Annotated in this window: 24 protein-coding genes and 3 riboswitches; of the genes, 10 read left to right on the top strand and 14 right to left on the bottom strand. The window is 48.7% G+C overall.

The features are described 5' to 3' along the window. Positions 1–81: 81 nt before the first annotated feature. The 9 genes from ACWI_RS10175 to ACWI_RS10135 all read right to left on the bottom strand — a co-directional run bounded on the left by ACWI_RS10175 (position 82) and on the right by ACWI_RS10135 (position 11,189). Entirely contained in the window at positions 82–744 is a 663-nt protein-coding gene (locus ACWI_RS10175) for a Crp/Fnr family transcriptional regulator (protein WP_070371334.1), read from the bottom strand. A 16-nt stretch (positions 745–760) separates the two neighbouring features. Continuing rightward, positions 761–1,804 carry a GGDEF domain-containing protein gene (locus tag ACWI_RS10170; protein ID WP_070371333.1) on the bottom strand — a complete coding sequence of 348 codons (1,044 nt, stop codon included), beginning with the start codon at positions 1,802–1,804 and terminating at the stop codon, positions 761–763. Positions 1,805–1,905: 101 nt separating this feature from the next. After that, positions 1,906–2,388, bottom strand: coding sequence for a glycosyl-4,4'-diaponeurosporenoate acyltransferase CrtO family protein (locus ACWI_RS10165; RefSeq protein ID WP_070371332.1), 483 nt, complete (start codon positions 2,386–2,388; stop codon positions 1,906–1,908). Positions 2,389–2,402: 14 nt separating this feature from the next. After that, complete coding sequence (locus ACWI_RS10160) at positions 2,403–3,533, bottom strand: glycosyltransferase (RefSeq protein ID WP_070371331.1); 1,131 nt, start codon at positions 3,531–3,533, stop codon at positions 2,403–2,405. After that, positions 3,530–5,287, bottom strand: a complete 1,758-nt coding sequence (locus tag ACWI_RS10155) for a phytoene desaturase family protein (RefSeq protein WP_242871612.1) — start codon at positions 5,285–5,287, stop codon at positions 3,530–3,532. Before ACWI_RS10155 ends, ACWI_RS10160 begins: the two co-directional genes overlap by 4 nt. Next, a complete protein-coding gene (locus ACWI_RS10150) occupies positions 5,194–7,086 on the bottom strand; it encodes an FAD-dependent oxidoreductase (protein WP_070371329.1) in 1,893 nt (630 codons plus the stop codon). Before ACWI_RS10150 ends, ACWI_RS10155 begins: the two co-directional genes overlap by 94 nt. 131 nt (positions 7,087–7,217) lie before the next feature. Next, positions 7,218–8,117, bottom strand: coding sequence for a (4Fe-4S)-binding protein (locus ACWI_RS10145; RefSeq protein ID WP_070371328.1), 900 nt, complete (start codon positions 8,115–8,117; stop codon positions 7,218–7,220). 289 nt (positions 8,118–8,406) lie between these two features. After that, positions 8,407–9,396: a bifunctional glutamate--cysteine ligase GshA/glutathione synthetase GshB gene (gene gshAB, locus ACWI_RS10140; protein WP_070371327.1), complete on the bottom strand. Its 990-nt coding sequence runs from the start codon at positions 9,394–9,396 to the stop codon at positions 8,407–8,409. A 113-nt stretch (positions 9,397–9,509) separates the two neighbouring features. Then, positions 9,510–11,189, bottom strand: coding sequence for a dynamin family protein (locus ACWI_RS10135; RefSeq protein WP_070371326.1), 1,680 nt, complete (start codon positions 11,187–11,189; stop codon positions 9,510–9,512). A gap of 88 nt (positions 11,190–11,277) precedes the next feature. Continuing rightward, a riboswitch (Fluoride riboswitch) is annotated at positions 11,278–11,347 on the bottom strand. A gap of 140 nt (positions 11,348–11,487) precedes the next feature. After that, positions 11,488–11,547: riboswitch (Fluoride riboswitch) on the top strand. Between the two features lie 100 nt (positions 11,548–11,647). Between ACWI_RS10135 and ACWI_RS10125 the strand changes: the two genes are divergently transcribed. The 3 genes from ACWI_RS10125 (at position 11,648) to ACWI_RS10115 (ending at position 15,250) form a co-directional block, all read left to right on the top strand. Further along, positions 11,648–12,085, top strand: coding sequence for a fluoride efflux transporter FluC (locus tag ACWI_RS10125; protein ID WP_070371324.1), 438 nt, complete (start codon positions 11,648–11,650; stop codon positions 12,083–12,085). Between the two features lie 12 nt (positions 12,086–12,097). Continuing rightward, positions 12,098–12,457 carry a fluoride efflux transporter CrcB gene (gene crcB / locus ACWI_RS10120; RefSeq protein WP_070371323.1) on the top strand — a complete coding sequence of 120 codons (360 nt, stop codon included), beginning with the start codon at positions 12,098–12,100 and terminating at the stop codon, positions 12,455–12,457. 71 nt (positions 12,458–12,528) lie between these two features. Further along, positions 12,529–12,623, top strand: a riboswitch (NiCo riboswitch). 107 nt (positions 12,624–12,730) lie between these two features. Continuing rightward, on the top strand, positions 12,731–15,250 hold the full coding sequence (locus ACWI_RS10115) for a cation-translocating P-type ATPase (RefSeq protein WP_070371322.1): 2,520 nt from the start codon (positions 12,731–12,733) through the stop codon (positions 15,248–15,250). Positions 15,251–15,408: 158 nt separating this feature from the next. Here the strand turns inward: ACWI_RS10115 and ACWI_RS10110 are convergent, their stop codons facing one another. Both ACWI_RS10110 and ACWI_RS10105 read right to left on the bottom strand, forming a co-directional pair. Beyond that, complete coding sequence (locus tag ACWI_RS10110) at positions 15,409–16,368, bottom strand: D-2-hydroxyacid dehydrogenase (protein ID WP_070371321.1); 960 nt, start codon at positions 16,366–16,368, stop codon at positions 15,409–15,411. A 51-nt stretch (positions 16,369–16,419) separates the two neighbouring features. Beyond that, the gene (locus ACWI_RS10105) at positions 16,420–16,743 is read right to left on the bottom strand and encodes a cupin domain-containing protein (RefSeq protein ID WP_070371320.1); all 324 of its coding nucleotides are present in this window, start codon (positions 16,741–16,743) and stop codon (positions 16,420–16,422) included. A 221-nt stretch (positions 16,744–16,964) separates the two neighbouring features. Between ACWI_RS10105 and ACWI_RS10100 the strand changes: the two genes are divergently transcribed. From ACWI_RS10100 to ACWI_RS10070, 7 genes are all read left to right on the top strand, one after another. Continuing rightward, positions 16,965–18,092, top strand: coding sequence for a helix-turn-helix domain-containing protein (locus tag ACWI_RS10100; protein WP_070371319.1), 1,128 nt, complete (start codon positions 16,965–16,967; stop codon positions 18,090–18,092). Then, entirely contained in the window at positions 18,089–18,958 is an 870-nt protein-coding gene (locus ACWI_RS10095) for a CPBP family intramembrane glutamic endopeptidase (protein ID WP_070371318.1), read from the top strand. Before ACWI_RS10100 ends, ACWI_RS10095 begins: the two co-directional genes overlap by 4 nt. A gap of 500 nt (positions 18,959–19,458) precedes the next feature. Next, a complete protein-coding gene (locus ACWI_RS10090; RefSeq protein ID WP_070371317.1) occupies positions 19,459–20,244 on the top strand; it encodes an ABC transporter substrate-binding protein in 786 nt (261 codons plus the stop codon). A 184-nt stretch (positions 20,245–20,428) separates the two neighbouring features. Beyond that, complete coding sequence (locus tag ACWI_RS18805; RefSeq protein ID WP_070371316.1) at positions 20,429–21,109, top strand: amino acid ABC transporter permease; 681 nt, start codon at positions 20,429–20,431, stop codon at positions 21,107–21,109. Positions 21,110–21,118: 9 nt separating this feature from the next. After that, the gene (locus ACWI_RS18800; RefSeq protein WP_070371362.1) at positions 21,119–21,838 is read left to right on the top strand and encodes an amino acid ABC transporter ATP-binding protein; all 720 of its coding nucleotides are present in this window, start codon (positions 21,119–21,121) and stop codon (positions 21,836–21,838) included. A gap of 123 nt (positions 21,839–21,961) precedes the next feature. Beyond that, a complete protein-coding gene (locus tag ACWI_RS10075) occupies positions 21,962–22,315 on the top strand; it encodes a P-II family nitrogen regulator (protein ID WP_070371315.1) in 354 nt (117 codons plus the stop codon). Then, positions 22,305–23,519: a cation:proton antiporter gene (locus ACWI_RS10070; RefSeq protein WP_242871609.1), complete on the top strand. Its 1,215-nt coding sequence runs from the start codon at positions 22,305–22,307 to the stop codon at positions 23,517–23,519. Before ACWI_RS10075 ends, ACWI_RS10070 begins: the two co-directional genes overlap by 11 nt. 95 nt (positions 23,520–23,614) lie before the next feature. Here ACWI_RS10070 and ACWI_RS10065 read toward each other — a convergent pair whose 3' ends face one another. From ACWI_RS10065 to ACWI_RS19360, 3 genes are read right to left on the bottom strand one after another with little or no spacing between them, the layout of a single operon-like run. Continuing rightward, a complete protein-coding gene (locus ACWI_RS10065) occupies positions 23,615–24,559 on the bottom strand; it encodes an ABC transporter ATP-binding protein (protein ID WP_070371314.1) in 945 nt (314 codons plus the stop codon). Between the two features lie 4 nt (positions 24,560–24,563). Further along, positions 24,564–25,448: a glycine betaine ABC transporter substrate-binding protein gene (locus ACWI_RS19365; RefSeq protein ID WP_242871608.1), complete on the bottom strand. Its 885-nt coding sequence runs from the start codon at positions 25,446–25,448 to the stop codon at positions 24,564–24,566. Beyond that, positions 25,445–26,086, bottom strand: a complete 642-nt coding sequence (locus tag ACWI_RS19360) for an ABC transporter permease (protein WP_242871607.1) — start codon at positions 26,084–26,086, stop codon at positions 25,445–25,447. Before ACWI_RS19360 ends, ACWI_RS19365 begins: the two co-directional genes overlap by 4 nt. Between the last annotated feature and the right edge of the window lie 69 nt (positions 26,087–26,155).

The raw sequence follows: 26,155 nt of genomic DNA, 5'->3' as shown, positions 1-26,155 counted from the left end.
TAGCAAAATCTAAACCGCCCTTCTGTCTCGCAAAAGACATAAGGGCGGTTTTTTTGTAAACTTTTATATTTTTAAGATTATCTAAATGGTTTGTGAGCAAAATTGTCGCAATTTTTCCATGTTTATAATAAAAATCTGGTTTCGCCGGGTATCAATGATCTGCTCCTCCCGGAGAATCTTTAAATACTTGGCCACATTGGCCCGGTTGAGTCCCACGAATTCGGCAATCGCCTGCTGGGAAAAGGGAATTCGCTGATCATGATCATTGGTGTTTTTTAAATAGATATAAAAAAAATTGCAGATCTTCTCCATGCCGGTGGAAAATAACTGGTTGGCCAGTTCCTGGCCATTGAGCGAGACCAGTTTGATATAAGCCCGATACATCGCCATATTCAGATCCGGATTGGAATTAACATACCGCTCAAAGCCGACCCGGTTAAAGACAAACACTTCCAGATCGGTGACTGCCGTAAAGGCAAAAGACCGCATCATCTCAATCTCGCCCGGAAAATACAGCGGTGCCAGATAACCCTTACCATAAAACGATGACGTCTTGACGTTCCCGGATTCATGAATAAAGGAGCCCGACATGGTTCCGGAGGTAATGTAGTACATCTCATCGAGGGGCTCGCCAAAGCCGTTAACAGGCTCGTTTTTAAGGTAGCGTCGAACCGTTTTTTTAATCCCGGCGAAATAATCTTCAAACGCCGAAAAATCATCGGCAAAATAATATTGCAGCTCCATTGTGCCTGCCTTTCATCTACAAATCATTGGTGTCAGCTTTAGCTGCAGTTTTATTTAAATACATTTTTTCATCGGCTTTTTCCAGCATCTGTGGGAGTGAGTCACCGCCATATTCATAACCAACGGCGTATTGGATTTTCAGTTGCTCTGACTTTTTGTTATACAGGATCGTGGCCAGTTCGATCTCCTTTAGCAACTGCTGTATTTGTTCCTCACGATGATTTTTGATAATCATTATGAATTCATCGCCGCCATAACGGCCAACAAAGACATTTTCATTGGTCAGATGGTTTAAAATATCTGCAAAAGCTTTAATCAGAGTATCCCCCGCACTATGACCGATGGTATCATTGACCCATTTCAGATTATTAAGATCCATCATCACCATACAATAGGGGCCCTGTTTGCGATCCATCGGTGTCCAAATCTTCTCTTCACAGCTCAGCCGACCGGGTAGTCCGGTTGGTTTATCATAATAAGCCGCCGTGGCCAGCTCTTTGTTTTTTCTTATCAAATGGATTTCGGTGATGGCCTGTTGGAGTGAAATGACAATCAGCAGGCCCAATAGGATAACCATCACCAATTCCAGGCTGGTGAGAACTTTTGTTTTTTGTTCCAGATAAAATTCTGCCGTTCCGACCACGTCGTTGGCCATATTAAAATAGGTTTCACTCATCTGAACGACTTTCTCCTTGTTGCCCGGATCGCTCCGATAGATCATAATTTCTGTCTGCAACTCATCCCAATAATCATTCAGCTCCGAGAGCTTTTCAAGATAGGGAATGTCGTCCAGTTTATCCAGATCGTACTGTCCTTGCCCGGTCTGGAGCTCATTGAGAATTCCGTCCAGATATAGCATCAGATCATCCTTGGGGATGCCGTTGGTTTCCAGCTTAACCAGTCGCTGGGTGCCGCCACGGATAATCCCGGTATAGTTGATCACCCGTCCGGTTCCCTGGATAATGTCCACCAGCTGGAAAATATTAAACAGCACGATCCCTAAAATAACGACACAGACCAATTGTACAACTTTATATAGCAATTTTCGATTACTATTCATACTTTTATTATCCTCAGTTTTTTATCTTTCATCGTATCTGTTTCTGGTTTATCTGTCAACTCTAATTTTGAATGTTGAAAGTAATGAAGCTAAACCGCTTATTACTTCCGTCGCGCCACAATCCGGACAATCCGCGGTCGGTTATAGCGCTGGGCAATCACACAGGGCAGATTGATCGCCAGGGCATAGATCAGCATATAAAGCATCACGATCGGTGGCGTAAAAAAGCCGAAGATCCAGAAAGGCAGAATCGCCAGCCAGTGGATCATTTCGGCGCGGCAGGATTCCCGCAGGTATTTGTCGAGATTATCGGTGTCAAAACTGACCAGCTTTTTCTTTTCAAAACCGCCCTTGACCAGCGAACCGCCATCCGGTAGGTATTTTTTCCAGCGCCGCACCTGCAACCACTTTTGATAGATCTCGCCATCGTTTTCCCAGCGATGGGCCCGGTAAAACCAGGCACCGTAGTCTAAAAAGCGATCCGGCAGGCGGGTGCAGAGCAGGGCCGCGCTTACCTGAAGCAGCGGCCAGACGATAAAACACAGCAGAATCGTCAGTCCCTGGGGCAGAAATATCAGTTGCATCCGCTGCTCCTCTCTTATTTGTCCAAACGAATTTCCCGGTATTTCCAGATCACTGGGAGACCCAAGATTCTTTTAACCAGCGACCGTAAAAAGATCAGCAGATAGAACAGCAGCAACAGTGGATAACAGACGATGTCGATCACTGAAAAACTGCCAATATGGCGGGCGATGCGGGTCAGTTCCAGCACCCAGATGCCATAGCAGGCGGCCATTATCCCGGCCTCGAGCCACTGCTGCCCAACCAGATTAAGAGCCAGATAAAAGGGCGCAGAAGCGACTGCGGTGATCCAGAAAAAAACCAGGATAATTACAGACAGTGGCGTTTTCGCCAGCCCGGCGGCCTGATTTTTGGTCCAGCCCTGAACCAGCTGCCGCAAGCCGCCGCCGTACATCCGATAGGCAACGTCATGATCGCCCAGAAACAGGGCGAAGGGTATCTCTTTGGCGCGCAGTTTTTGACCCAGGGCGATATCATCGACAATGCTGTCTTTAATCGCGGCATGACCGCCGACCGCCTGGTAATCAGCCTGACTGATCAGGATCACCGGGCCATAGAGGCCAATCTGATAAGGATTGGTTTGCTTGTTTTTACCACGCCCCTGCGGCAACCCCAGGCCATTGGCGCCCATCTGCAGGCAATTAAAAAACAGCGACAAGGCCTCGGTTCTGCTCGCGATCTGATGATAGGGCATCACCGAAACCACCTGACCGCTCCTTTGCTGGGCCTTTAACAACTTACCGATCCCGGCCGGACTGAGCCGGACATCGGCGTCGAGAAATAAAAGCAGCTCGCCACTGGCAGCTTCCCAACCCTGGTGACAGGCCCAGGCCTTGCCCAGCCAGCCGGCTGGTCGCGGCGCCGCGGTAATCAGCTTCGCCCCTGCCGCAGTAGCGATGCTGGCGGTGTCATCGCTCGAGCCGTCATCGACGCAGATAATTTCATGAATCCAGGCCTGCTGCCGGCTTAAATCGCCCAGCAATAAGACTAGGTTCTGTTCTTCATTGCGGGCCGGAATAATAATTGACAGCTGCGGATTTTGGTTGCCCGATTCCTGTGTGTCCCCTTGCTCCAGACCAGGAAAGCGGTTAAAGAGCAGCCAGCTGGCGACCAGCCCCAGCAGCAGCATCGCAGTTACCAGAATCATCGGTGGGCCTCCTGATCATCCCTGAAATCTCCCGCCCGGGACTTTTTTGCCAGTTGCCTGATTACCGCATCCGCGGCCAGCTTGCCTGTCAGGATCGATACCGGTAGTCCCGAGGGGCTAAAGGTCCATTGCCCGGCCTGAAAAACATGGGGCAGCGGGGTCTGGGTGGATTTGGCAATTTTTCGAAAAATACTGACCGCTGGCAATTTCCCGGCGGTTGCATCGTCACGAAAAGCCCAGCCAGTGATGGCACCACCGGAATTGCCAGTGCGCCGCTCAAGCGTTAACGGGGTGGAACAAAAGCTCAGCTCAACCTGCCCGGACAAATCAGGAAAGAGGCTTTTTTCCAGCACCGCCTGAATCTGCTCTACGCATAAGTCTTTAAAGTCCGCATACCAGCCAGCGTCGTCAATCGCTTTAACCAGCCGATAATCCATCAGGGTGCTGACAATCACTCCGGTTTTTCCGGCCGTGGCCAGAGCCGGATCCCGCAGTGCCGGGCAGGAAATCTCATAGGTGGTCAACGCCAGATAGTCCCGAATCCAGGCTTTCATGGCCCGCTTCCGATCCGCCGCCGACCGGGCCGGATCGGCCAGCACCGCTGCCCAGGGTTCGGCCTCAATGGCCGACAACCCCGCCTTGCTGGGGGTGTAAAAGCAATGGGGGCCACAGCGGGCAGCAAAATAAGACGGTGCCAGATCAACCCCCAGATAGACGGTCAAAATCGAATCACCGCCACGGTTTAGACGGATTTTTTGTTGCTGTTTTCGAACCCGCTGGCCCAGCGGTGCCGATTGTGTATCATCAACAGCCCGGTATAGGGCCTGCATATCGGCACACCAGATCAGTTCGCAATAGCCAAAGCAGCGGCCATCCCGGGTGATCACTTCTCGGGCATTTAAATCGATCTGACTGATCTCGGTGCCCAGCGCCAGCTCGCCCTGATGGGCCACAATATAATCTCCCATGGCGTTAACCAGGTGTCCGGTGCCGCCAATGGGATAGCTGTAATCGCTGTAAAGACCAAAATAGCTGAGCGCAAAAAATGTCGGCATCTTATCAAAAAAATGCTGGATAATCACATCAATCAAGGCCTGATTTTTGGTAAAACGACGCAGATAGGTGACAACCGGTTCATTAAAACGCTGGGCTTTGCGGATGTTGACCTGATATTTAAGCAACCACGGCAGCAGGGTTTTAAAAAGATAGTCTTTATCCCTGGTCAGATCCATAAACAACGGGTTTTCAATGCCGTAAAGCACGTCCATGTACCCGGTCACCTTGCGGATTTCGTCAATTATGGCCGCAATATCAGCTTGGTTATCGGGAAATTTGGCACTTAGCATGGCGGCATAAGCAGCCAGACTATTAGCTCCATCCAAGGTCATCTGAGCATCTTCAATGCCAATCACCACCGGGTTCTTAACAAACGCCAGCTCAATCCCCAGCTGCCTAAGCATTGGAAAAACGATTCCGGAGTTTTCAAAGGCCCGGATTCCGGCATCAAAGGTAAAGCCCTGGCGCATAAAGCTCCCCACCAGGCCACCAACTTGTTGGCTTTTCTCACAAAGCAGGGTGCGATAGCCCGCTTTGGCGGCATAGGCAGCGCTGGTTAAACCAGCGATCCCGGCTCCGACAACAATCACATCATATGCCCCGGTCATTGGTTCTGCCTCAAAAGCGCCTGAAGCTGGTCGATCACCGCCTGAATTTCCACCGGCTGACCGGTTCTGGTGTTTAAAATACACTGGCATTCGCACTGCGACAGCTCCAGACTTTCACAATCAATTTGCAGCCGGTGTTCCTGGCAATAAGCCGCCAGCCGTTTCCCGGCCCCAACCAGATTTCCCACTGCCACCCGACGCATGATTCCCCGGATATCCAGATTCCTCAGGTGCGCTGGCATTCCCAGTCCACAATAGGGATGCTCACAATATTCACAGCGGGCGGCTTTTTGCATCAGGGTTCGAATTTCTGTGGGAACATCGGCATAAAGTTTTTCAGCGGTCACCGGCCGCTTAAGAATTCGCACCATCTGCTTGCGCTCCGGTTGATACACATAGGGTAACAATCCCCTTTTCTTGAGCACCGCATTGGCGGCGGCAATCCCCGAGGTGGTTACGGTGGGGGTACCGGTCCCCATCACCGTGGATTCACCACAGCAGAACAGATTGTCCCATTCGGTGCGGGTGTGAAGCCGCATAAACATGTGCTGCCCCAGCATCTGTTTGGGGCCTGCTACCGCGCCACCGTTTTTATTGGTATAATAGGCAATCGTCCGGGGGCTAGCCAGCTCGGCGAAGCGGATGCTCTTTTTAAAGCCCGGGAAGCGTTCTTCCAGCACCCCCATCAGCCTCACTTTTTCCTGCTCTTTGCACTCCTGATAGGCCCCCTCATTGGCCGCTTCCCAGTCTTTAAAACTGGGGCCAATGGCCAGCACCACATGGCTGTCCGGATCACAGAGGGTTTTATCATCAAGGCTGGAAATATAGACGGTGACCTCGCTTTCATCGAGACGATCCGGGTTACCCACCAGCATCTCCACCGGCTGGGTGTCCAAAGGAATCACCGCTTTGTCAACCTGGGCATAAAGCACCACACTGGGATAGGTTGGCACCTGTCGGGCCGCCCAGCGGGCCCGCTCCAGGCTCAGGTTGGGCCGGTCAATCAGCTTGCCATAAAGATTCCAGACCGTCCCCGAATAGATCAGATCACGACCATAGACGGCTTCACCACTGCTTAAAACCACCCCCACCGGTCGATTATGTTCAAAAATTATTTTTACAACCTCTTTTTCCAGAACCATCGTACCACCATATTCTTCAATCACCTTTTCCAGCTTACCGGGCAGAAAAATGGTTGAACCGGCGGGATAATAGCTGCCACCAAGGTGGTTGTCGACAAACATCACCGCCGCCAGCACCGCCGGGGCTTCTTCCAGGGTCGCATAGCAATAGGTTGAAGTAATCTTATCAAAAAACTTGAAAATCTCCGGGTCAGCAAAATAGCCCTCCAGCAGACTGCGGGCACTCTTATTTAAATAGCCCAGAAAGCGGGCATAGGACAGCGGGTGTTTGATCAGGCTTTTAAGTGCCCCTTTGGCCGGGATTTCATCCGGCGTGGTGTAACTGGGACTTTCCACCATCACATCCTGATACATTTTTTCCAGATCCCGGTAAAAGCGCCGAATATTGGCCCGTTCACTGGGGAACACCGTGCCCAACTGAGCCGCAAACGCATCAATATCGGCCCCAAAGCGAATCACCTGCCCCTTGAAATGGATGCAGTAAAGCAGCTCATGCTTGACTACCTCAATTGGTTCCTCAAGACAGTCAAAAACAAAACGATGGGCATTAAAGCCCTGTTCACCAAAGCCAAACAACATTGCCGCCCCAATATCAAAGGTCACACCATTACGTTTAAAAATCCCGCAGGAACCGCCGGGATTATAGCTTTTCTCAATCACGGCGACCTTTAGTCCACTTTTAGCCAACAGACTCCCGGCGGTCAAACCAGACAAACCGCCGCCAATTATAATTGCATCATATTCCATTTCCAGTCCCTCTTTGCCCTTGTTTTTTTGTAATTGATTCTATTTCATATTCTTACCCCGAATCCTTTTAATTAGCCATCTTTTATGGAATTTCTGCGAATTGATTTGCTTCTGACAGAGTTTTCATCCGGCTATCTCAGCTTTTCATCGTTTAATAAGACCGTTTCAACTGCATCAAAGCCGATCCGCTCGATGGTCTGGGCTAACCGTTCCCGTGGCAAACCATTGTCTGAGTAAAAATTGACTATTTTTTCAACGGTGTCCAGAAGTTCTTTCTGATTTAAAATGATCCGCTTCAATGCATGTCCCCGATTTACCTGTTTGCCCCAACGACCGCCAATCACGATTTTATAACCCCGATCGCCACCAACAACCGCCTCAAAGGGACATTTGCCAATACAGATGCCGCAGTTGAGACATGCCTGAGCATCCATTTCGATCTTTTCGTCAACCAGTTGCATAGCACCGACGGCACAGGCTTTGACAACACCACAGTTTTTGCAGTGCCGACATGCTGACTGATTAACAATCGGTTGAAATTGACCGATGATGCCGACATCGTTAAGATCCGGCTTGACACAATTATTGGGACAGCCCCCCACCGCAATTTTAAATTTGTGTGGCAGGGTGACATTTCGCATCCCGGTATAAAAACGGTCATGAATTTCTTTGGCAAGCCCAAAGGTATCAATTAAACCATATTGACAGGTGCTGCCTTTACAGGACATAACCGGACGGATCTTTGCTCCGGTTCCCCCGGTTTCGATTCCAGCTTCTGCCAGATAATTCCGAAAGGCATCGATCTGCTCAAAGGGAATCCCCTGACACTCGATGGTTAAACGAGAGGTTAACGCTAAATAGCCATTGCCATATTTTTCGGCGGCCTCCACAATTTTTTTAGCCTGTTCCACAGTGATTAAACCATTTTCGGTAATCACCCGACCCGAGAAATTGTCAGTTCCCTTATTACTTAAAAACCCCAATCCTTTAACTCGTTTTTCTTCTGCTTGACTGATTGTCAGTGTTGTCATCTTTATTCCTCAAAAATAGGTCCTATTTCTTCGCTTTCTTTTAATTACATGCATGTTAGGTTAAGTATAACCCTTGCCATGTTATAAGTGAAATGGTATTATTTTATATAATTCATACTGGTTTATCATAAAGACAAGCATCTAAGCCCGGCCATGTCCGATTTTATGGAGGTTGCCCGAAACTATGACAATACCGGCAGTGTGACAACTATTCCATCGGGCCAGCTGAGTTAGCTGCCAAAAAACCAGCCGCTTCTTTTCAAACGACTGGTTTTAGGGTTTTATTCGCTTAAAACCCCAGCAGATCAAGAACCTTGTCATCGACGTGGCGGTTCTGCCCGACAAAGGGGTAATTGTGAATGTGCAGGGCCGGATTAAAGTTTAGCTCAATAATACTGTAGTTGGAGGCATCCGGTTTGGCCTTGATATCTGAAATAATGATATCGGCGCCGCAGATGTTGGTCCCCACCGCTTTGGCAGCTGCCACCGCTATGGCCTTATAGTCCTCACGAATCGCATCGGTAAAATCGATGCTGTCGCCGCCAGTGCTAATATTGGAGTTTTCCCGCAGATAAACGGTTTCGCCCGCTTTGGGAATGGTCGCAACCGTTTTATGCTGTTCGCCAAGAAAAGCGATTTCGGTATCATCCAGCGTAAGCTTCTCCAGCGGCGTCACATAGCCCTTACCCCGGAGCGGATTGCGGTTTTTTTCGGCCACCAGCTCGACAATCGTATGAATTCCATCTCCCACCACATTGGCTGGCACCCGATGAAGGATTCCCACCACCTCAGCGCCAATAACCAGAAAGCGATACTCTTTTCCGGGGACAAATGTTTCAATCAGCACTGTTGTATCATACTCAAAGGCCTGGACCACCGCCAGCTGAAAACAACCTGCACACTGGAGATTTTTGAAAATCGCGATTCCCAGACCAAAATTGCTGGATTTGGGTTTGACCACCAGATCCCGACCCCGAAAGCTTTCAAAATGGGCCATCGCTTCATCCACCGATTGCACCATCATCCCGGCTGGCACATTGATCCCCAGCTCCCTCAGCACCAGTTTGGTGACTTCTTTATTCTCCATAATCAGTGGCGCAATATAGGTATCCTTTGAAGTCCGTGTCGCCTGCTTGACGTATTCGGTTTTTTCGCCTTTTGTAAGCCGGATAAAATTATCCTCAGCATCCAGAATCTCAACCGTAATGCCCCGCTTCTTTGCTGCAGCGATCAGCATTGCCGTTGACAATTCGAGTCCCAGCTCATTGTTCTCAAACATGATGTATGCCTCCTGAAGTAAATTTACTATTGTCTTTTAGTATACCCCGTTTGCTTGATGTTGAGCAAATTTTTTATTCCGGCGTTTTTAATCTCTCGTGACCCCTGTTCTTCTCACAGCGTCTCAAGTGCCGCTTGCAAGTGCACACAGGTCTCATCCAGCATCCGGATCTTATCGCCCAACTCTTTTTTTGTATCTTCCTTATCGGCAATGACCCGGTTAACCAGATCGGTGAGATCAGTTTTTAAAGTCGCCGACTCCTGTTCCAGTGCGGCCGTAAAATCCCTGACGCTTTCGCGGATTTTGTACTGATAATTATAAATCATGTTGTTGACATTATGCTCAGTATCGGTGGCCATCTTCTGCTGATAACGGGCGTAGATCTTTTTATTGGCGTAACCCCGGGGCAACAGGTAAACCATATCATTGATATCCACCAAAAAAGCCGCCGGTTTCTGATTGACCTTGACGTAGAAATCATCCCGGGAGGACAAAGTATGCACAGTGGTATCAACCTGATAGTTTATGCCGAAGAGTTCCGCCACCACCTGACCCAGAAACGCTTTGAGATCATCAATCTGCTGATTGAGAATTGCCGCCAGATGCTCATAACCCCGGGACAGGCTGTTAAGCCCGGTCTCGCTGAGGTCGCTAAGATGCTGGGTCAGGCAGGTATCGAGCAGCGCCATCAGCACGCTCTCAAGATCTCTTGTTTTATTCTGCTGATGCTGCTGATAGGCTGCCGCCAATTCCTCAGCCAGCTTCTTCCCAATCTCCCTGGCGCCATCCTGCAGCACTGCCCGAATCTGCTCCAGCAGCTCGTCAATGTTGCGTAGCAGATAAAAGCTGGCATCTTTGGTAAGCTGATCCAGACTTCTCAGTTTTTCTTCCAGTTCGCAGCGTTTTTCTTCCAGATTGTCCAGTGGCATACTATAAGCCTGGCGGTATAGCATAAGATGGGACAGCGCCGCTGCCAGCGACTCCCGAAACTTAATCTGGACCGAATCAAGAATAATCCGGTCGGCCGAAACCGCCATGTCCCCGGTGATTTTATCAAAAAGCGCAGCCATTCCAGCTTTGGTTCGGGCACTAATGGCAAATAGTTCAATCGCTTCCACCTCCATGATCTGACAGAGAATATCATGACAATAACCCAGATAGGCGCTCAAATCGGCCGGGCTGATGGTGTCGATCTTATTGATCGCAAAATAAAACTTGGCGGCGTAGTTGCGGGCTTCGCTTAAAAATTCCCGCTCAATTTCGTTAATCGGACTGTCCACCGACAGCATAAAAACAATCGCATCGCTGTCTTTCATCAAGGCATAGGCTTCATCCGTATTATTCTGATGAATCGATCCGACCCCCGGGGTGTCCACCAGAATCAGCCCATCCTTTAAAAAAGGGTTGGGCAAAAACAGGTTCACAAAGGAAACCCCTTTCTGATTATTGGGGTTTTGCTGCTCGGCAATATAGCCGACTAGCTGCGTAAGCGGTACTGGCTGACACTCTCCGGTTTTAAAACAAACCTCGGCCAGGGCGCCACCGTACTGAATTTTGGTGGCCACCGAGGTGACTGGAATAATCCCCACTGGCAGTACTTCAGCATCCAGCACCCCATTGATGAAGGTGGTTTTACCTCGTTTAAACTGACCAATCACCGAAATAACCAGCTCCCGGTTTTTAATTTTTTCTTTTAAATTCCCAATTTTTATGGTGTCTTCTTCGCAAACCCCGGTGGCCCGGAGTAAAGCAGCCACCTCATCGATGGCGGTGATAGTCTCATCTTTACTCATATTCACACTACCTCTCCTGGTTGGATCTCTGATAAAAACGTGGGCCGCAAAAAATGCTGCGGCAATCAAAAAAAGCCAACGATTCTGTATTTTAACAGAAGTCATCAGCTTAACGCATTTTGGCGGTTGCCAGGGCGAACTTCATCACCTGTTTTATAGTTTAATCGATCAAAATGAAAATCTCAATTATTTATTGAAAAAAACCTTCAAATCTGACCACACTTATTTCGGTTTTATTTTGATTTCGATTTCAGCACCACCTTTTATTGACACGATTATTTCCTCATGATAACATTATTTCATAGAAGGTGATGGAGTTCACCAAAATTGCTTATCAGCTGATGACTCCTGCAGGATTTGTAATGCTGCAGGTTTTTTATTGTCTAAAATAACCCACCTCACAAAATTTTAATCCCTTCGTGTCGAAATGTTTTGTCACTTAAGTCAGGAGGACTGTCATGAAAAAATACTACTTTATCGCCGCTGGCGGTGCCCTGGGTGCGCTGCTGCGGTTTGAGTTAAAAAGCTCCCCCAACCTTTTTCAATTCTCTGATCCGCTCATTAATCTGGCCTTAACAATTCTTTTTATCAATCTGCTTGGCTGTCTGATTCTGGGGTCACTGAATGCCATTTTTTCTAAAACCGAACGGATCAGCACCGATTTAAAGCTTGGCCTAACCGCCGGACTGGTGGGCGCCTTTACCACCTACTCAACCTTTTGCAAAGAAAGCCTGAATATTCTGGACGCCGGTTATCTGCGGTTTTTCTGTACCTATGTGGCGGCCTCCATTATCCTCGGAGTCGGTGCGGTTTACCTGGGCCATCTGCTCGGCCATCATATTTTACACCCAGTGGGAAAAAATCTGGCAATCCGATTCAGCCTTGATAGCAATTAAGGAAAACACCTGATGGAAACTTTATGCGTTATTATAGGCGGAGCTTTGGGTAGTACCACCCGTTTTTATCTGGGCAAACGCTTTGCCACACGGCATCAACACCTCCCGATCGGCACCTTCGTGATTAATGTTTCCGGCGCCTTTCTACTTGGTGTTGTCACCGGTTTTGATATTTCAACCCTGCTTTATGGCCTTTTTGCCGAAGGCTTTCTGGGGGCCTATACCACTTTTTCGACCTTTATGTTTGAAGACTTTGTGCTGCTAAAGAACAACCGCATCCTCAGTGCCATCTTTTATGTGGTGGCCACCCTCGTACTCAGCTTTGGCGCCTTTTATGGCGGTTTCCTGATGGCAAACACCCTGATCGGCTAGATAATTTACGCTTGACAAATGCGATTCCCGGCCTTAAAATAAACGTATCTCTTTGCACTGCATATTAATCGACAGTACAACCTGATCAGGCCATCAACATACGTGTTTTTGGAGCCGGGCCGCTACAGCGGCAGCAGATTTGATTTTTCGCATCTGTGGGACAGAATTTTGTTCCATGGGTGTTTTTTTTATACCTTTTTGAGAACAGATAAGACCATCTCCTGAGTGCTGAGAGTTTTTATAATCAGGCAAAACAGAAAATGGAGGAACCTTATGACCGAAAACTCAAATAACCCGGTGGGACTGACCACCAAAGAAGCCGCCCTGCGACAACAGCAGTATGGCAAAAACGAATTGGCCCCCCAGAAAAAAGAAAGCTTTTTTCACAAACTACTGCACATTATCAGCGAGCCGATGTTTGTGCTACTGCTGGTGGCAGCTGCCATCTATTTTGTCCTCGGAGAACCCCGAGATGGTGCCATCATGCTGATCTTTGTCATCGGCATCATCAGCATCGATGTGATCCAGGAATGGAAAACCGACAAAACCCTCAATGCCCTGAAAGATTTATCGGCGCCCCATGTCAAAGTCATTCGGGACGGTCAGGAAGTCACCATCGCCAGCGTCGATCTAGTGCCCGGCGATCTGATGATGATCCATGAAGGCGTTAAAATCCCGGCTGACGGCTTTGTGATTCGCTGCAATGATTGTTGTATTGATGAATCGTCATTAACCGGAGAAGCCGAGGGCGTCTGGAAAATTGCCACCCGCAACACCAATCCCACTTCAGATCACTGGCGCAACGACTATTGCTACGCCGGTACCCTGGTGACCCAGGGGACGGCTCTGGTTCAGGTCGATAAAATTGGCCCCACCACCGAGTACGGAAAAATTGGGATCCACGTCGCGCAAGCGCCGGATGAACCGACACCGCTCCAGAAGCAGACTGGCAGCCTGGTGAAACTCTGCGCCGGCATTGCCGCCGTCCTCTGTGCCCTGGTTGGCGTGATTACCTATATCAATATTCCCGACCACGCTCTGGGCGACCGGCTGATTGAAAGCATCCTGTCGGGGATTACCCTGGCGATGGCCATGATCCCCGAAGAATTCCCAGTCATTTTGACCGTCTTTCTGTCGATGGGCGCCTGGCGGCTGGCTAAAAAGCAATCATTGGTGCGTAAACTGCCGTCAGTCGAAACGTTGGGAGCGGTATCGGTGCTCTGCGTTGATAAAACCGGCACCATCACCATGAATCAGATGACTGTCCAGGAGACCTGGGCGCTTGATGGTAATCTCGATACCTTATGTGAAATCATGGGCCTGGGCTGTGAAACCGAAGCCTACGACCCGATGGAAAAAGCGATGCTCAACCACTGTGAAGCCGCTGGCATTTCCCGGGATCACCTTTTTGGCGGACGTTTGATCAGCGAATATGCCTTTACCAATGAACTCAAAATGATGGGCCACGTCTGGTTCCACGACGATGAGATTATCATTGCCGCCAAGGGCTCACCGGAACGAATTCTGACGATCGCAACGCTCACGGCCAGCGAGCGGACTCGGGTAGATGAAAAAATCCGGGCCATGTCCGAACAAGGACTGCGGGTGATTGCCGTCGGTATGATGAAGCCCAAAACCGAAGCCGATATTCCCGAGACAATTGAAGATTGCCAGCTGACCCTATGTGGTCTGATTGGGTTGGCCGATCCCCCCCGGGAATCGGTCAAAGCCGATATTGCCAGCTGTAATCAGGCCGGTATTCGGGTGGTAATGATTACCGGTGACAACGGCATCACCGCTGCCAGCATCGCCAGAAAAATCGGCATGCCAAACTGTGATCATATCATCACCGGGGACATGCTAAATCAGATGACTGATGCCCAACTTTGCGAAAAAGTTAAAGATGTCAGTATTTTTTCCCGGGTTATTCCCGAACACAAGATGCGGATTGTCAAAGCCTTTAAAGCAAACGGCGAAATTGTCGCCATGACTGGTGACGGTGTCAATGATGCCCCGGCCCTGAAATATGCTGATATCGGGATTGCTATGGGCAAACGGGGCTCCGAGGTCTCCCGGGAGGCCGCCGATCTGATTTTAATGGACGATAATTTCTCGACCATTGTCGATACCGTTGCGGACGGCCGCCGGATTTTTGACAATATCCGCAAAGCGGTGGGCTACGTCTTTACCATTCATATCCCGATTGCCTTTGCCGCCTTGCTGGCCCCACTGATGGGAATTGCCCCGGCCAGCCTGCTGTTATTGCCACTGCACGTGGTCTTGCTGGAGCTGATTATCGATCCCACCTGCTCGATTGTACTGGAACGCCAACCCGCCGAAACCGATATTATGGAGCGACCGCCCCGAAATCCCAAGGAAAAACTACTCAATGCTAAAATCCTGTTAAAAAGCGTCAGCCAGGGTCTGGTTCTGTTTGCCGCCTCCTTCGGCACCTATCTTTATATGCTGAATCAGAATCCGGGTAGCCCAGAGCTGGCCCGAACCATGGGTTTTGCCATTATTATGCTGGCGAATCTCTTCCTGGTCCAAGTCAATAGCTCCGATCATGATTTTGCTTTTCAGTCAATGAAACGGCTGGCAACCGATAAAGTAATGTGGACTGTAAGTATTGGCACGCTGGTGGGGCTCTTTGTGATCCTGTATACACCCTTAAATGCCTTTTTGAAATTTGCTCCGCTCACTCTTTTCCAATTTCTTATCGTCTTTGTCATTGCCGGGATCTCGGTGCTTTGGTATGAGCTGGTTAAGCTGATCAATAAACTTAAAAAGTAATGCCACTACCGCATTACTTCTTTAGTTTTGCTCACCAACCATCCCTGACCTAATAATCGCTTTAAAAAAGAGGCTCCCCACTATCTACTTTTACGTGGATGGTAGGAGTCTCTTTGTTTTGAAATTTTTTATTTCGTGTTTTTTGTATTTTAATTTTATCAACCGCTCACCACATTGCGCTGCTCACCTTTTAAGTAGCAAAGCAAATTGTCAACGGCAATGTCTAATAGCCGCTGTCTGCTTTCCCGGGGCGCCCAGGAGATATGCGGGGTGATAATGATGTTTTTTGCCTGCAGCAAGGGGTTGTTCAGTTTAATCGGCTCGGTCGAGACCACATCCACCGCTGCACCGCCGACCTTACCGCTGTTGAGGGCGTCCCGAAGATCTGCTTCGTTGATCAACTGACCCCGGGAGTTATTGATAATCAAGACGCCATTCTTCATTTTGGCAATACTGGTCGCATTGATCATTTCCCGGGTATATGAAAAAAGTGGCACGTGCAGAACAATCACATCAGCTTTCTGATACAATTGATCGAGACTGACGTAGTGGCAGGTCTCTGATTCCAGCTCCGGATATTTGGTCACATCATTGGCTAGCACCGTCATCCCCATGGCCTGGGCAATATGGCCGGTCCGCTGGCCGATTTTTCCATAGCCGATGATCCCCATGGTTTTTCCGCTGAGTTCAATCAGCGGATGGTTCCAATAACACCAGTCCGGTTTATTGGCCCAGTCCCCGGCCAGCACCGAATCGGCATGGTCGCCAATCCGATGGCACAATTCCAGCAGCAGGGCAATGGCAAACTGGGACACTGCATCGGTACCATAGCTGGGAATATTCGTCACCGTGATACCCCGTTCCGTGGCTGCTACCACATCCACCACATTGTAGCCAGTGGCCAGCACCCCGATGTATTTTATCTGCGGGCAACGCTCCAGGGTTTCTTTGGTGATCGGGGTTTTATTTGTGAAAATTATTTTGGCATCACCAATCCGCCCTGCCACCTCGGTTTCTGGGGTACGGTCATAAACCGTCAGCTCCCCTAATTTTTTGAGACTATCCCAACTGAGATCACCGGGATTCAGGGCATATCCATCCAATACTACTATCTTCATTTCTGTCACCTGTTTCTGTGTAATTTTTTCTTCATTGCTAATTTTGCTTCTTTACTCCGGTAATTCAGCCGGTGGTGGGGCCTTGATCAAAATCAACTCCAGGGTTTCCGGATTGAAGTTATTAAGAACCATTTTGGTATTGATGGGTATTTTTAACACCGTCCCCGCCGGATAGGCATAATAGTCCTGATCACTAAGCTTTAGCGAAACAATCCCCCGGACCACTGTCATATAGACCACCGCATTGGTAAAGTGTTCGGGGAAACCGTCACTCTGATTAATAATCACATGCATATAATGAAGGTTTTCATCGAGAATCACCTTTTCAACGACCTTGTCATTGCCGCCTGTCAGTTTAAATATCTGCTCAACCATTGTCTTTCTCCTTTTCTTTACGCTGCTTTTATCATTCAAATGATACGATGTATTTTTTATACCCATATTTAACGGGTTTAAAAACGCAAATATCAGATCTTATTATTTTTTACGATTAAGCTTGGTTAAATCACCTGTTAGTTGATTTATTCAACCAAAATCAACTGCAAATCCATTGTGCTTTTTCTTGAAAAATCCTATAATCAGGTTGAGGTGATGAAATGAAAGAACTGAATATTGGCAAAACGATCGTAACCAAACGCCGGGAAAAGGGCCTGACCCAGGAAGATCTGGCTCATTATCTGGGAGTGTCCAAGGCCTCGGTATCCAAATGGGAAACCGGGCTAAGCTACCCGGATATAACCTTACTGCCCCATCTTAGCGCCTATTTTAATATTTCCATCGATGAACTGATGGGTTATTCCCCCCAGCTGACCCCGGCAGCGATCAAGGCCCTTTATCATCGGCTGGCCGATGACTTTGCCAGCAAACCCTTTGCTGAGGTTCTGGCCGAATGCCAGCTCATCATTAAGAAATACTATTCCTGTTTTCCGCTGCTGTTGCAGATGGCCGTGCTGCTGGCCAATCATCATATGCTGGCAGCTGATCCGGCAGCCGCCACTGCCGTACTGAATCAGGCGGTGACCCTCTGTCAGCGGATCAGAGCTGAGAGCGACGACCGGATTCTAGCCCGGGATGCGCTCTCTATTGAAGGCACCTGCTATCTGATGCTGGGTCAACCGGCTCAGGTGATGGATCTGCTGGGCGAAGATGTCCGGCCCTTCCCCACCGATACCGAAATGCTGGCTCAGGCCTATCAGATGGCCAGCAACCCCGATAAGGCCCGGCAGGTTCTGCAGATCAGCAGCTACCAGCATCTGCTGTTTCTGGTTTCGACGGCTTCCGCCTATCTGATGCTAAATGCCAGTGATCTTGACCAGGTCGAAACGATTCTGGCCCGCACCCTGGGGGTCGCCAAGCTTTATGATCTCGATGCCCTGCATCCCAATACCATGGCGCAGGTTTATCACGCCGCCGCTCAGGTCTATGCCATTCATCAGGACGCTGACACCACCCTGGCCTTTCTGGCGGATTATACCGAGGTCTGCGTTTCTGACTTTTTTCCCTACGCCCTTCACGGTGATGACTATTTTGACGCCATCCAGCCCTGGTTTGAGACCTTTGATCTGGGCGTCGGCCCGCCCCGCAGCGAAGACGTCATTAAACAAAGCATGCTCGACGGCCTGGTGGCCAATCCCCTGTTTGATTTTCTCAAAGAGGATCGCCGCTTTGTGGATCTGATCAAAAAATTGGAAGCACATTTAATTGATGAAGGAGACAAACAATGAAACGAATTGGAATTTTTTTAGGCATCACTTTCTTACTGACCTGGGCCCTGGAATTTGCCTTAATGGCCAATGGCGGGCTGGGAAACAGCTACGCCATTGCGGTGCTGTCAGCCGTGATGCTGATGCCCGCTCTGGGGGTGGTGGCCACCCGGCTGATTACCCGGGAAGGCTTTCAGGATTTTGGACTTAAGCCCCATTTTAAAGGCAATGTCCGCTATTATCTGGCTGCCTGGTTTGGTCCGGCGCTACTGATTATTTTCGGGGCGATCCTCTATTTTTTGATCTTTCCGGCCCAGTTCGACCCCTCCATGAGCCAGATTACTGCTCAATATGCCGCCCAGGGCATCACGCTGCCCGATGGAAGCATGACAGCCATCTTTATTTCTCAGCTGCTCTTGGGGATTTTTCTCAGCCCGTTGCTTAATATCATCACCACCTCCGGTGAAGAAATCGGCTGGCGGGGTTATCTGCTGCCCAAGCTGATGGAACACTACAGCCCCCGGGTTTCTATCGTTATTTCCGGAGTGATCTGGGGTCTGTGGCATGCCCCGATTATTGCCATGGGGCATAATTACGGCACCGGCTATCCCACTGCGCCCTGGGGCGGGATTGTGGCGATGGTGATCTTCTGTGTGGTAGTGGGCGCCTTTTTCTCATTGCTGGCGATCCGCACCAAGAGCTTTCTGCCCGCTGCCATCGCTCATGGCTCTTTAAATGGTATGGCCGGGATCTCCCTCTTTTTTGCCCTGGGCACCCCCAGTCCCTTTATCGGGCCGCTGCCGGTGGGGATCATCGGCGGGCTCGGGTTCATTGTTGTCGGGATTTTATCGTTTGTCCGGGTGGGCAGTAAAAATACCATTGATTAATTATAAAAAACACCAAAAAACAAACAATCATTCTTGGCTTTTAATATGAAAATGATTTTAGGTTGACATAATGATATAGCTTTGATATAATATGTCCAATAAAGTTGTGAAGTATGTACTTTGAGTAGTTTTCCTGGTGAGCTTGTTTACGTGTTGAGAAACGTGGAAATGTGTAAGCTGGGAGCTTAATAAATGAAACCTGTACAGAAAAACATTTTATGGAACTGGGGCTTGTGTAGGATCGAGAGGTCATACACTATACTATTGGACATTTTTGTCACAAATGGTATATTGTGAGTTATTTTTTATAGCGAAGCTAGGGCACTCTAACTCTGTATTTACAGAGTTGGAGTGCCCTTTTTTTTATAAATTTTTCCTTTAAAATTTTGGATTTCTCGACGAACTCGGTAGCTATTGCTTTTCCTTGATTTTAATCACTCAATCGAGAAAAGATTAAATCAAGTTTATATAAATTTACTAATTTTATTCAGGAGGAAGAAATGAAAAAGTTAATGATGATGATTTTAGGGGTGCTGTTGGTCGGTATTTTAAGTGGCTGTTCCGGAGCATCTGCTGACGAAACCACCTATTCAAAGATTATCGAAAAAGGTGAGATGACCTTTGCTATGACCGGAGCTTATCCCCCGTTTAACTATATCAATGAAAATGGTGAACTGGCCGGATTTGATATTGAAATTGCTGCTGCCATCGCCGAAAAAATGGGGGTTACGGCCAAGCCCATTACCGTCGAATGGGACGGTATCATCGGCGGTCTGACCGGTAATCGTTTTGATATGATCATCGGCAGTATGGCGGTGACAGAGGAACGTCTGAAACAGGTTAGTTTCACCGATCCCTACTACTATGACGGGGCACAGTTTTTTGCCAAAGCCGGTTCGGGATTAAATAGCATCAATGAACTGGAAAATGGTAAGGTTGGCGTCGTTACCGGTACCACCTTTCATGAATACCTGGATGGCATGACAAATATTGCCGAAATTCTTCAATTCCAGAGTGACGTCGATAATTTCAAAAGTGTCGATCAGGGCCGTTCTGATGGGCTGGTGACCAGCAAGGTCGTTGGCGCCCGAGCCCCGATTGATTATGGCGTTGCCATTGAACCCGTCGGTGATCTGCTGTATACCGAAAATATCGCCATCGCGATCCGTCAGGATGATAAGGAGCTGCTGGAAGCCGTCAACAAGGCTTTGGCCGCCATCATTGCCGATGGTACCTACGCCGAAATCAGCAACCGCTGGTTTGGCATCAATATTCTCGAAAAATAACCGTTATGCATTCAGGCAGTCCGGATCTTAACCGAACTGCCTGAACCCATTTAAATCGGATCCGGGTGGATCTGAATGAAAAAATCTAAAACTGTGACATCCGTGTCTTTTTATCGAGACGACACGGATGTCATCATTTTATGGTTATTCTAATTTCTACTCATTCAAAAAAAGGAGGTATCCCATGGATGCTGTCATCAACAATAGTATTGAATTTTTTAAAACCGTGGTGGAGTTTGCGCCGAAGTTTATCCCCGGTGTCATCTTAACCCTGCAACTGGCGTTCTTTTCCATCATTCTGGGGATGATTATCGGTCTGGTGGTGGCCGTATTAAAACTGACCAAATATAAGTGGTTAAAAAAAACCATGGACGTCTATATCACCATCGTCCGGGGAACCCCCCTATTGCTGCAGCTGTATTTTATCTTTTATGGACTCCCCAGCCTGGGTATTATGATTGACGCTTTCCCATCAGCAATCATTGCTCTGGCCCTGCACAACGGCGCCTATATCAGTGAAATCTTCCGGGGTTCCATCGAATCCATCGACTACGGCCAGCGGGAAGCCGCCCGCTCGCTGGGAATGACCAAATGGCAGGCCATGAAACGGGTGGTGCTACCCCAGGCGTTTAAGCGATCAGTCCCGGCTTTGGGAAATCAGTTTATCATTGCCGTCAAGGACTCTTCCCTTGCCAGTGTGATCACGATCACCGAAACAATGCTGTTGGCCCGTCAGTTTAGCGCCGCCACCTTTAATGTCTTCCCGATTTATTTCACCGCCGGAGTGTACTACCTGATTATTACCATGGGACTGACCAAAGTTCTCAGTCAGGTCGAATTAAAGTTAAAAGTGAATGAGAGGTAAACAATGAGCATGATTGAAATTAAAAACTTACACAAATATTTTGGCGAACTGGAAGTGTTGCGTGGCATCGATTTAACCGTTTCCGAGAGTGAGGTCGTCTGTCTGATTGGTTCCAGTGGATCGGGAAAAAGCACCCTGCTGCGCTGTATCAATTTCCTGGAAGAAAAAAACGAGGGTGAAATTTATATTGATGGGCAAATGGTAACGGCCAAAGAGATCAACGAAATCCGCCAGAAGGTGGGCATGGTTTTTCAGCGCTTTAACCTTTTTCCCCATATGACGGTGCTGCAAAATGTGATGGAAGGTCCCATTACGGTTAAAAAAATGGATCGGAAGAAAGCCCGGGAGCTGGCCATGACATTGCTTGAAAAGGTTAACCTGCTGGATAAGGCCAACGAATACCCGGCCATGCTCTCCGGTGGACAGCAGCAGCGGGTGGCCATTGCCCGCTCGCTGGCGATGGAACCCAAGGTGATTCTTTTTGACGAACCGACCTCGGCCCTCGATCCGGAGCTGGTTGGCGAGGTCCTGGGCGTCATGAATGACCTTGCTAAAGAAGGCCGAACGATGATTATTGTGACCCATGAAATGGGCTTTGCCAAAGAGGTGGCGGATCGGGTCATCTTTATTCATGAAGGTCTAATTGCTGAAGAAGGTACCCCGGAAGATATTTTTGATCGCCCGGAAAACGAACGACTGCAGAACTTTCTGGGGCAAATTTTAGTCTAACCGACAATTTTGCCTGAACCAAAGTACCAGTCTCCGCATCAATCTCTTTTGATTTAGCTATGCTGAAGTGCTATACTGTTGATACGACAAATTTTAATCCACAGTCAGTACAGGAGGAAATCAATGAAGTTATTTGTATATGTCTTAAGCCAGCCGGATAAACTGGATCCACTGCTGGCAGCCTTGGCGTCCAAACAAATATGCGGAGCCACAGTGCTGGAAAGCCGGGGCATGGCCCGACACCTCAGTCATCTCCACGATGCCGATGAAATCCCGATTCTCGGTTCGTTAAGATCCTTTCTCAATCCGGATGTGGCCCAAGGCAATGTTATTTTTGTGATTCTCGAGGACGAAAAAATAGGCCAGGTTATCGACGTGATTGAAGCCACGGTCGCCAATCTGGATGAACCGGATTCAGGGATTGTCTTTACCATCCCCGTCGACTTCGCGAAAGGTCTGTGTTCAATTGGAAACTAAAATCATCATCGAAATTGCAATCATGCTGTTAGCCGGAATTCTGCTGGGACGATTGGCCAAACAATTCAAAATGCCCAATGTCACCGGATACCTGTTTGCCGGACTTATTTTGGGCCCTTCGTTTCTCAATCTCATCTCGATGGATATGGTCAGCGGTTTTGTGGTGATCTCGGATATTGCCCTGGGTTTTGTCGCCTTTTCAATTGGCAGCCAGTTTGACCTCAACTATTTTAAAAAGGTCGGGATTGCTCCGGTTGTGATTGCCACGGCGGAAGCCCTGATGGCGGTAATTCTGGTCACCCTGGTACTGATGCTTTTCGGTTTTGATCCCAAGCTTGCGATCATGCTGGGGGCCATTGCCGCCGCCACCGCCCCGGCCCAGACCATTATGGTGATCAAGCAATATGATGCCAAAGGCCCGCTGACTTCGATGCTGATGAGCGTCGTCGCGATTGATGATGCGATTGCTCTGATCACCTTTGGTTTTGCCGCAACCATTGTCAATGCCATGAATTCAGCGGTCGAAACCAATCTGCTCCTCTCGATTCTGGCCCCCTTTTATGAGATCCTGATTTCATTTATCCTGGGTGCCGTCGCCGGAATCGTTATGAAGCTGTTTTTTCGGTTTTTCAAGAAACCCTCCAATCAGATTTGTATTGTCATCGCGATGATTCTGCTGACCTACTGGGTCGCTGATTTGCTTCACGGTTCCCCATTGCTGGCTTGTATGGCCCTGGGCGGTGTCCTGGTCAACATTTACCGCGATCATATTGATGCCCTGATGAAAACCATCGATGCCTTTACCCCACCAATTTTTATGGTCTTTTTTGTCATCTCCGGGGCTGGCTTTCAGATTTCCGCCTTACCCGCAATTGGACTGATCGGGATCATCTATGTGGTCGTCCGGGTTATCGGCAAAATGGCCGGGGCCTGGTTTGGCGGAAAAATCACCCATCAGGACGAAAATATCTGCAAATATATGGGACCAACCCTGATGCCCCAGGCTGGCGTCGCTTTAGGACTGGTGGTCGTAGCCGCCAAGGTTGTGCCGCTTTATGCCGAACAGATTCAGGTCGTTATTTTATGTTCCACCTTTATCTATTCGGTGGTCGGCCCGATTGCCGCCAAATATGCCCTGATCAAAGCCGGTGAAATCACACTGCCCGAAACCAGACCGGTTTCCCCTAAAAAAATTCATTCCTAAACCAGTAGTGGCGATGCTTCCTTTAAATAACCGGAAGCATCGCCATTATTAATTTATTTCCCACGCCATGGTGCCACTAAGCGCTGACGCCCTTTTTAAAACTTCAGCCGCGACAAACAGCCCAGGTCAAAGGCGCCCACGACTTGGCCGGCGCCATCCCGGACGCCAATCTGATTGACGCCGTTTTCCAGACAGATCCGGATCCCGACAATCAGCGGATCAGCGGCGCTGACCCACAGGGTTATCTCCTTTTCGGAGACATTGCCGTTAAAGGGACAAACCACCTGTTCGATTTTGACAATATTCAAATAGGATAGAAAGCCCTTGTTACCGATAAAGTCATCGGCAAAATGACTCTTGCTGTGAAAGACAATGGCATCCCGGGAACCCATTTCCATGATTTCGCCCTGATTCATCACCACAATTTTGGTCCCCAGCTTGATGGCTTCCTCAATGTCGTGGGTGACAAAGACAATGGTTTTATTCAGGGTTTGATAAATCCGGATGATTTCATCCTGGAGCACCCCCCGATTAATCTGATCCACCGCCCCCAGGGGCTCGTCCATTAAAATAATCTCCGGATCCGCCGCCAGCGCCCGGGCAATACCTACCCGTTGCTTCTGGCCGCCGCTTAATTCGTTGGGATATTTGGCCAGATAATTTTCTTCCAGACCGACCAACTGGATCAGCTCCCGAGCCCGTTCCTTCTTTACTGTTTCGCTGGCTTTTTGAATATCCAGGGCATAGGCAATATTTTTTTCAATAGTCAGATGGGGAAACAGCCCCACCTGCTGAATGACATAACCGATGTTCCGCTTCAGGGTTATCGGATCCCACGCTTTGAGCTCTTTTCCCTTAATCCGGATTTCCCCGCTGTCGGGCTTGATCAGGCCGTTCATCATCTTTAACAGGGTCGTTTTGCCGCAGCCGGAAGGGCCGATCAGCACCACAAACTCGCCTTGTGAAACGGTCAGGCTCAAATGTCTTATAATTGGTTTCCCGGCTTGATACTGCTGGCTGACATCACGAAACTCGATCATCGGCTTATAATAAGCCCTTGGCTTTCAGGAATTCAGCGGCAACGTCACCAGCATCCCGGTTTTCTTTTTCCACATAGTAATTCATTTGCTGCATTTCCTGATCATTAATCTTTCCACCTAACTGATTGAGAATGGCCTTCAGTTCCGGGTATTTATCCAGAATTTCCTGACGGATCACCGGGGCAGCTTCATAAGCCGGGAAGAAGCCCTTGTCATCTTTTAGCACCTTTAAGTCATATTCGGCCAGCAGTCCGTCGGTGGAAAAGTTATTGATCACATCCACCTGACCCTCGCCGATGGCCTTGTATTTCAGACCGATATCCAGTTCTTTGGTTTCCTTGAAATTAAAACCATAGGCCGTAACCAGTCCGGGATAACCGTCTTCGCGTTCGTAAAAATCATACTCCGCTCCCAGGCTCAGGTTATTGCTCTGGGCCGCCAGATCCGAGAAGGTATTAATCCCCATGCTATCAGCTTTGCTTTTATCCATGGCCAGGGCGTAGGTGTCATTAAAACCGTAGCGATCCAGCCAGGCAAAATTATATTTTTCCTGATACTGGCTCTTAACCCCTTCATACAGGGTTTCCGGATCGGTCACCAGCTCATTTTTTAACACAAACAGCCAGCCGGTGCCGGTATATTCCGGGTAGATGTCAATTTCGCTGGCTTCCATGGCTGGCTGAATATTGGAGGTTCCGCCGCCAATGCCCATTTTATATTCCACCTTAATATCAGAATTGGCTTCGATCAGCTGGCCCATCATTTCAGCAATGATATAGCTTTCCGCCATCGGTTTTGACGCAATAACTACTTTCTTTTCCTGATTTTGACAACCGGCTGCTAACAATACCAGCATGACGAGTAATACTAAACCCATCCACTTTTTCATTTTGTCCTCCTTAATAATCTTTTTTCAATTATTCCCAATATGCCATCAGCTACAAAGGCCAAAAGAGCTACCAGCAGACTGCCAGCCACCGTCATTTCATCAAAATTCGTGGTAATCCCCCGCCAGATCGCCACCCCCAGGCCCCCGGCACCGATAAAGGAAGCAATCCCGGCCAGAGCGATGGTCATCACCACCATGCTGCGGATCCCAGCGATAATCACCGGTAAGGCCAGGGGAAATTGAATCTTTGACAGCAACTGCCAGGGGGTGCTGCCCATTCCCACCGCCGCCTCAAGAATCTGATCATCTACTTCAGTGAGCCCCACATAGGTATTGCGGATTACTGGCAGCAGCCCGTAAATCACCAGGGCGATGATCGCTGTGGTATTGCCGATGCCGGTGATTGAGACAAAAAAACCGAACATGGCAATAGAGGGAATGGTATAAAGCACGTTAGTCAGGCCAATCACCACGCTAGCCGCTTTTTGTGATTTGGCAATCAGAACCCCGGTGGTCACCCCCACTACCGTAATAATCACAATCGCAATCAGACTCAGCACCAGATGCTGGAGCAGCAGTTCAATAAAAAAGTCGCTGCGGGTCTTAAGCAATTCGCCTAAATTTTTGATGAATTCCATGTAGTGTCCGTCTCCTTCTGATTATTTTCTTTCCTTAGGTACGCATCTAAGCAATTAGATTATAACAAA

Origin of the sequence: Acetobacterium wieringae (genome assembly GCF_001766835.1) — a bacterium.
GTDB classification, from domain to species: Bacteria; Bacillota; Clostridia; order Eubacteriales; family Eubacteriaceae; genus Acetobacterium; species Acetobacterium wieringae.
The sequence above is the reverse complement of the archived record's forward strand: the minus strand, read 5'-3'. Positions and strand labels throughout refer to the sequence as shown.

Bases quoted from the DNA above. Each gene is read 5' to 3' on its own strand.
- ACWI_RS19365 (WP_242871608.1), bottom strand. From the start codon at position 25,448: ATGAAAAAGTGGATGGGTTTAGTATTACTCGTCATGCTGGTATTGTTA.
- ACWI_RS10110 (WP_070371321.1), bottom strand. From the start codon at position 16,368: ATGAAGATAGTAGTATTGGATGGATATGCCCTGAATCCCGGTGATCTC.
- ACWI_RS10135 (WP_070371326.1), bottom strand. From the start codon at position 11,189: ATGAGTAAAGATGAGACTATCACCGCCATCGATGAGGTGGCTGCTTTA.
- ACWI_RS10150 (WP_070371329.1), bottom strand. From the start codon at position 7,086: ATGGAATATGATGCAATTATAATTGGCGGCGGTTTGTCTGGTTTGACC.
- ACWI_RS10125 (WP_070371324.1), top strand. From the start codon at position 11,648: ATGAAAAAATACTACTTTATCGCCGCTGGCGGTGCCCTGGGTGCGCTG.
- ACWI_RS10115 (WP_070371322.1), top strand. From the start codon at position 12,731: ATGACCGAAAACTCAAATAACCCGGTGGGACTGACCACCAAAGAAGCC.
- ACWI_RS10105 (WP_070371320.1), bottom strand. From the start codon at position 16,743: ATGGTTGAGCAGATATTTAAACTGACAGGCGGCAATGACAAGGTCGTT.
- ACWI_RS10165 (WP_070371332.1), bottom strand. From the start codon at position 2,388: ATGCAACTGATATTTCTGCCCCAGGGACTGACGATTCTGCTGTGTTTT.
- gshAB (WP_070371327.1), bottom strand. From the start codon at position 9,396: ATGTTTGAGAACAATGAGCTGGGACTCGAATTGTCAACGGCAATGCTG.
- ACWI_RS10065 (WP_070371314.1), bottom strand. From the start codon at position 24,559: ATGATCGAGTTTCGTGATGTCAGCCAGCAGTATCAAGCCGGGAAACCA.
- ACWI_RS10100 (WP_070371319.1), top strand. From the start codon at position 16,965: ATGAAAGAACTGAATATTGGCAAAACGATCGTAACCAAACGCCGGGAA.
- ACWI_RS10160 (WP_070371331.1), bottom strand. From the start codon at position 3,533: ATGATTCTGGTAACTGCGATGCTGCTGCTGGGGCTGGTCGCCAGCTGG.
- crcB (WP_070371323.1), top strand. From the start codon at position 12,098: ATGGAAACTTTATGCGTTATTATAGGCGGAGCTTTGGGTAGTACCACC.
- ACWI_RS18805 (WP_070371316.1), top strand. From the start codon at position 20,429: ATGGATGCTGTCATCAACAATAGTATTGAATTTTTTAAAACCGTGGTG.
- ACWI_RS10170 (WP_070371333.1), bottom strand. From the start codon at position 1,804: ATGAATAGTAATCGAAAATTGCTATATAAAGTTGTACAATTGGTCTGT.
- ACWI_RS10155 (WP_242871612.1), bottom strand. From the start codon at position 5,287: ATGCCAGTGTATTTTAAACACCAGAACCGGTCAGCCGGTGGAAATTCA.
- ACWI_RS10090 (WP_070371317.1), top strand. From the start codon at position 19,459: ATGAAAAAGTTAATGATGATGATTTTAGGGGTGCTGTTGGTCGGTATT.
- ACWI_RS19360 (WP_242871607.1), bottom strand. From the start codon at position 26,086: ATGGAATTCATCAAAAATTTAGGCGAATTGCTTAAGACCCGCAGCGAC.
- ACWI_RS10175 (WP_070371334.1), bottom strand. From the start codon at position 744: ATGGAGCTGCAATATTATTTTGCCGATGATTTTTCGGCGTTTGAAGAT.
- ACWI_RS10075 (WP_070371315.1), top strand. From the start codon at position 21,962: ATGAAGTTATTTGTATATGTCTTAAGCCAGCCGGATAAACTGGATCCA.
- ACWI_RS18800 (WP_070371362.1), top strand. From the start codon at position 21,119: ATGATTGAAATTAAAAACTTACACAAATATTTTGGCGAACTGGAAGTG.
- ACWI_RS10145 (WP_070371328.1), bottom strand. From the start codon at position 8,117: ATGACAACACTGACAATCAGTCAAGCAGAAGAAAAACGAGTTAAAGGA.
- ACWI_RS10095 (WP_070371318.1), top strand. From the start codon at position 18,089: ATGAAACGAATTGGAATTTTTTTAGGCATCACTTTCTTACTGACCTGG.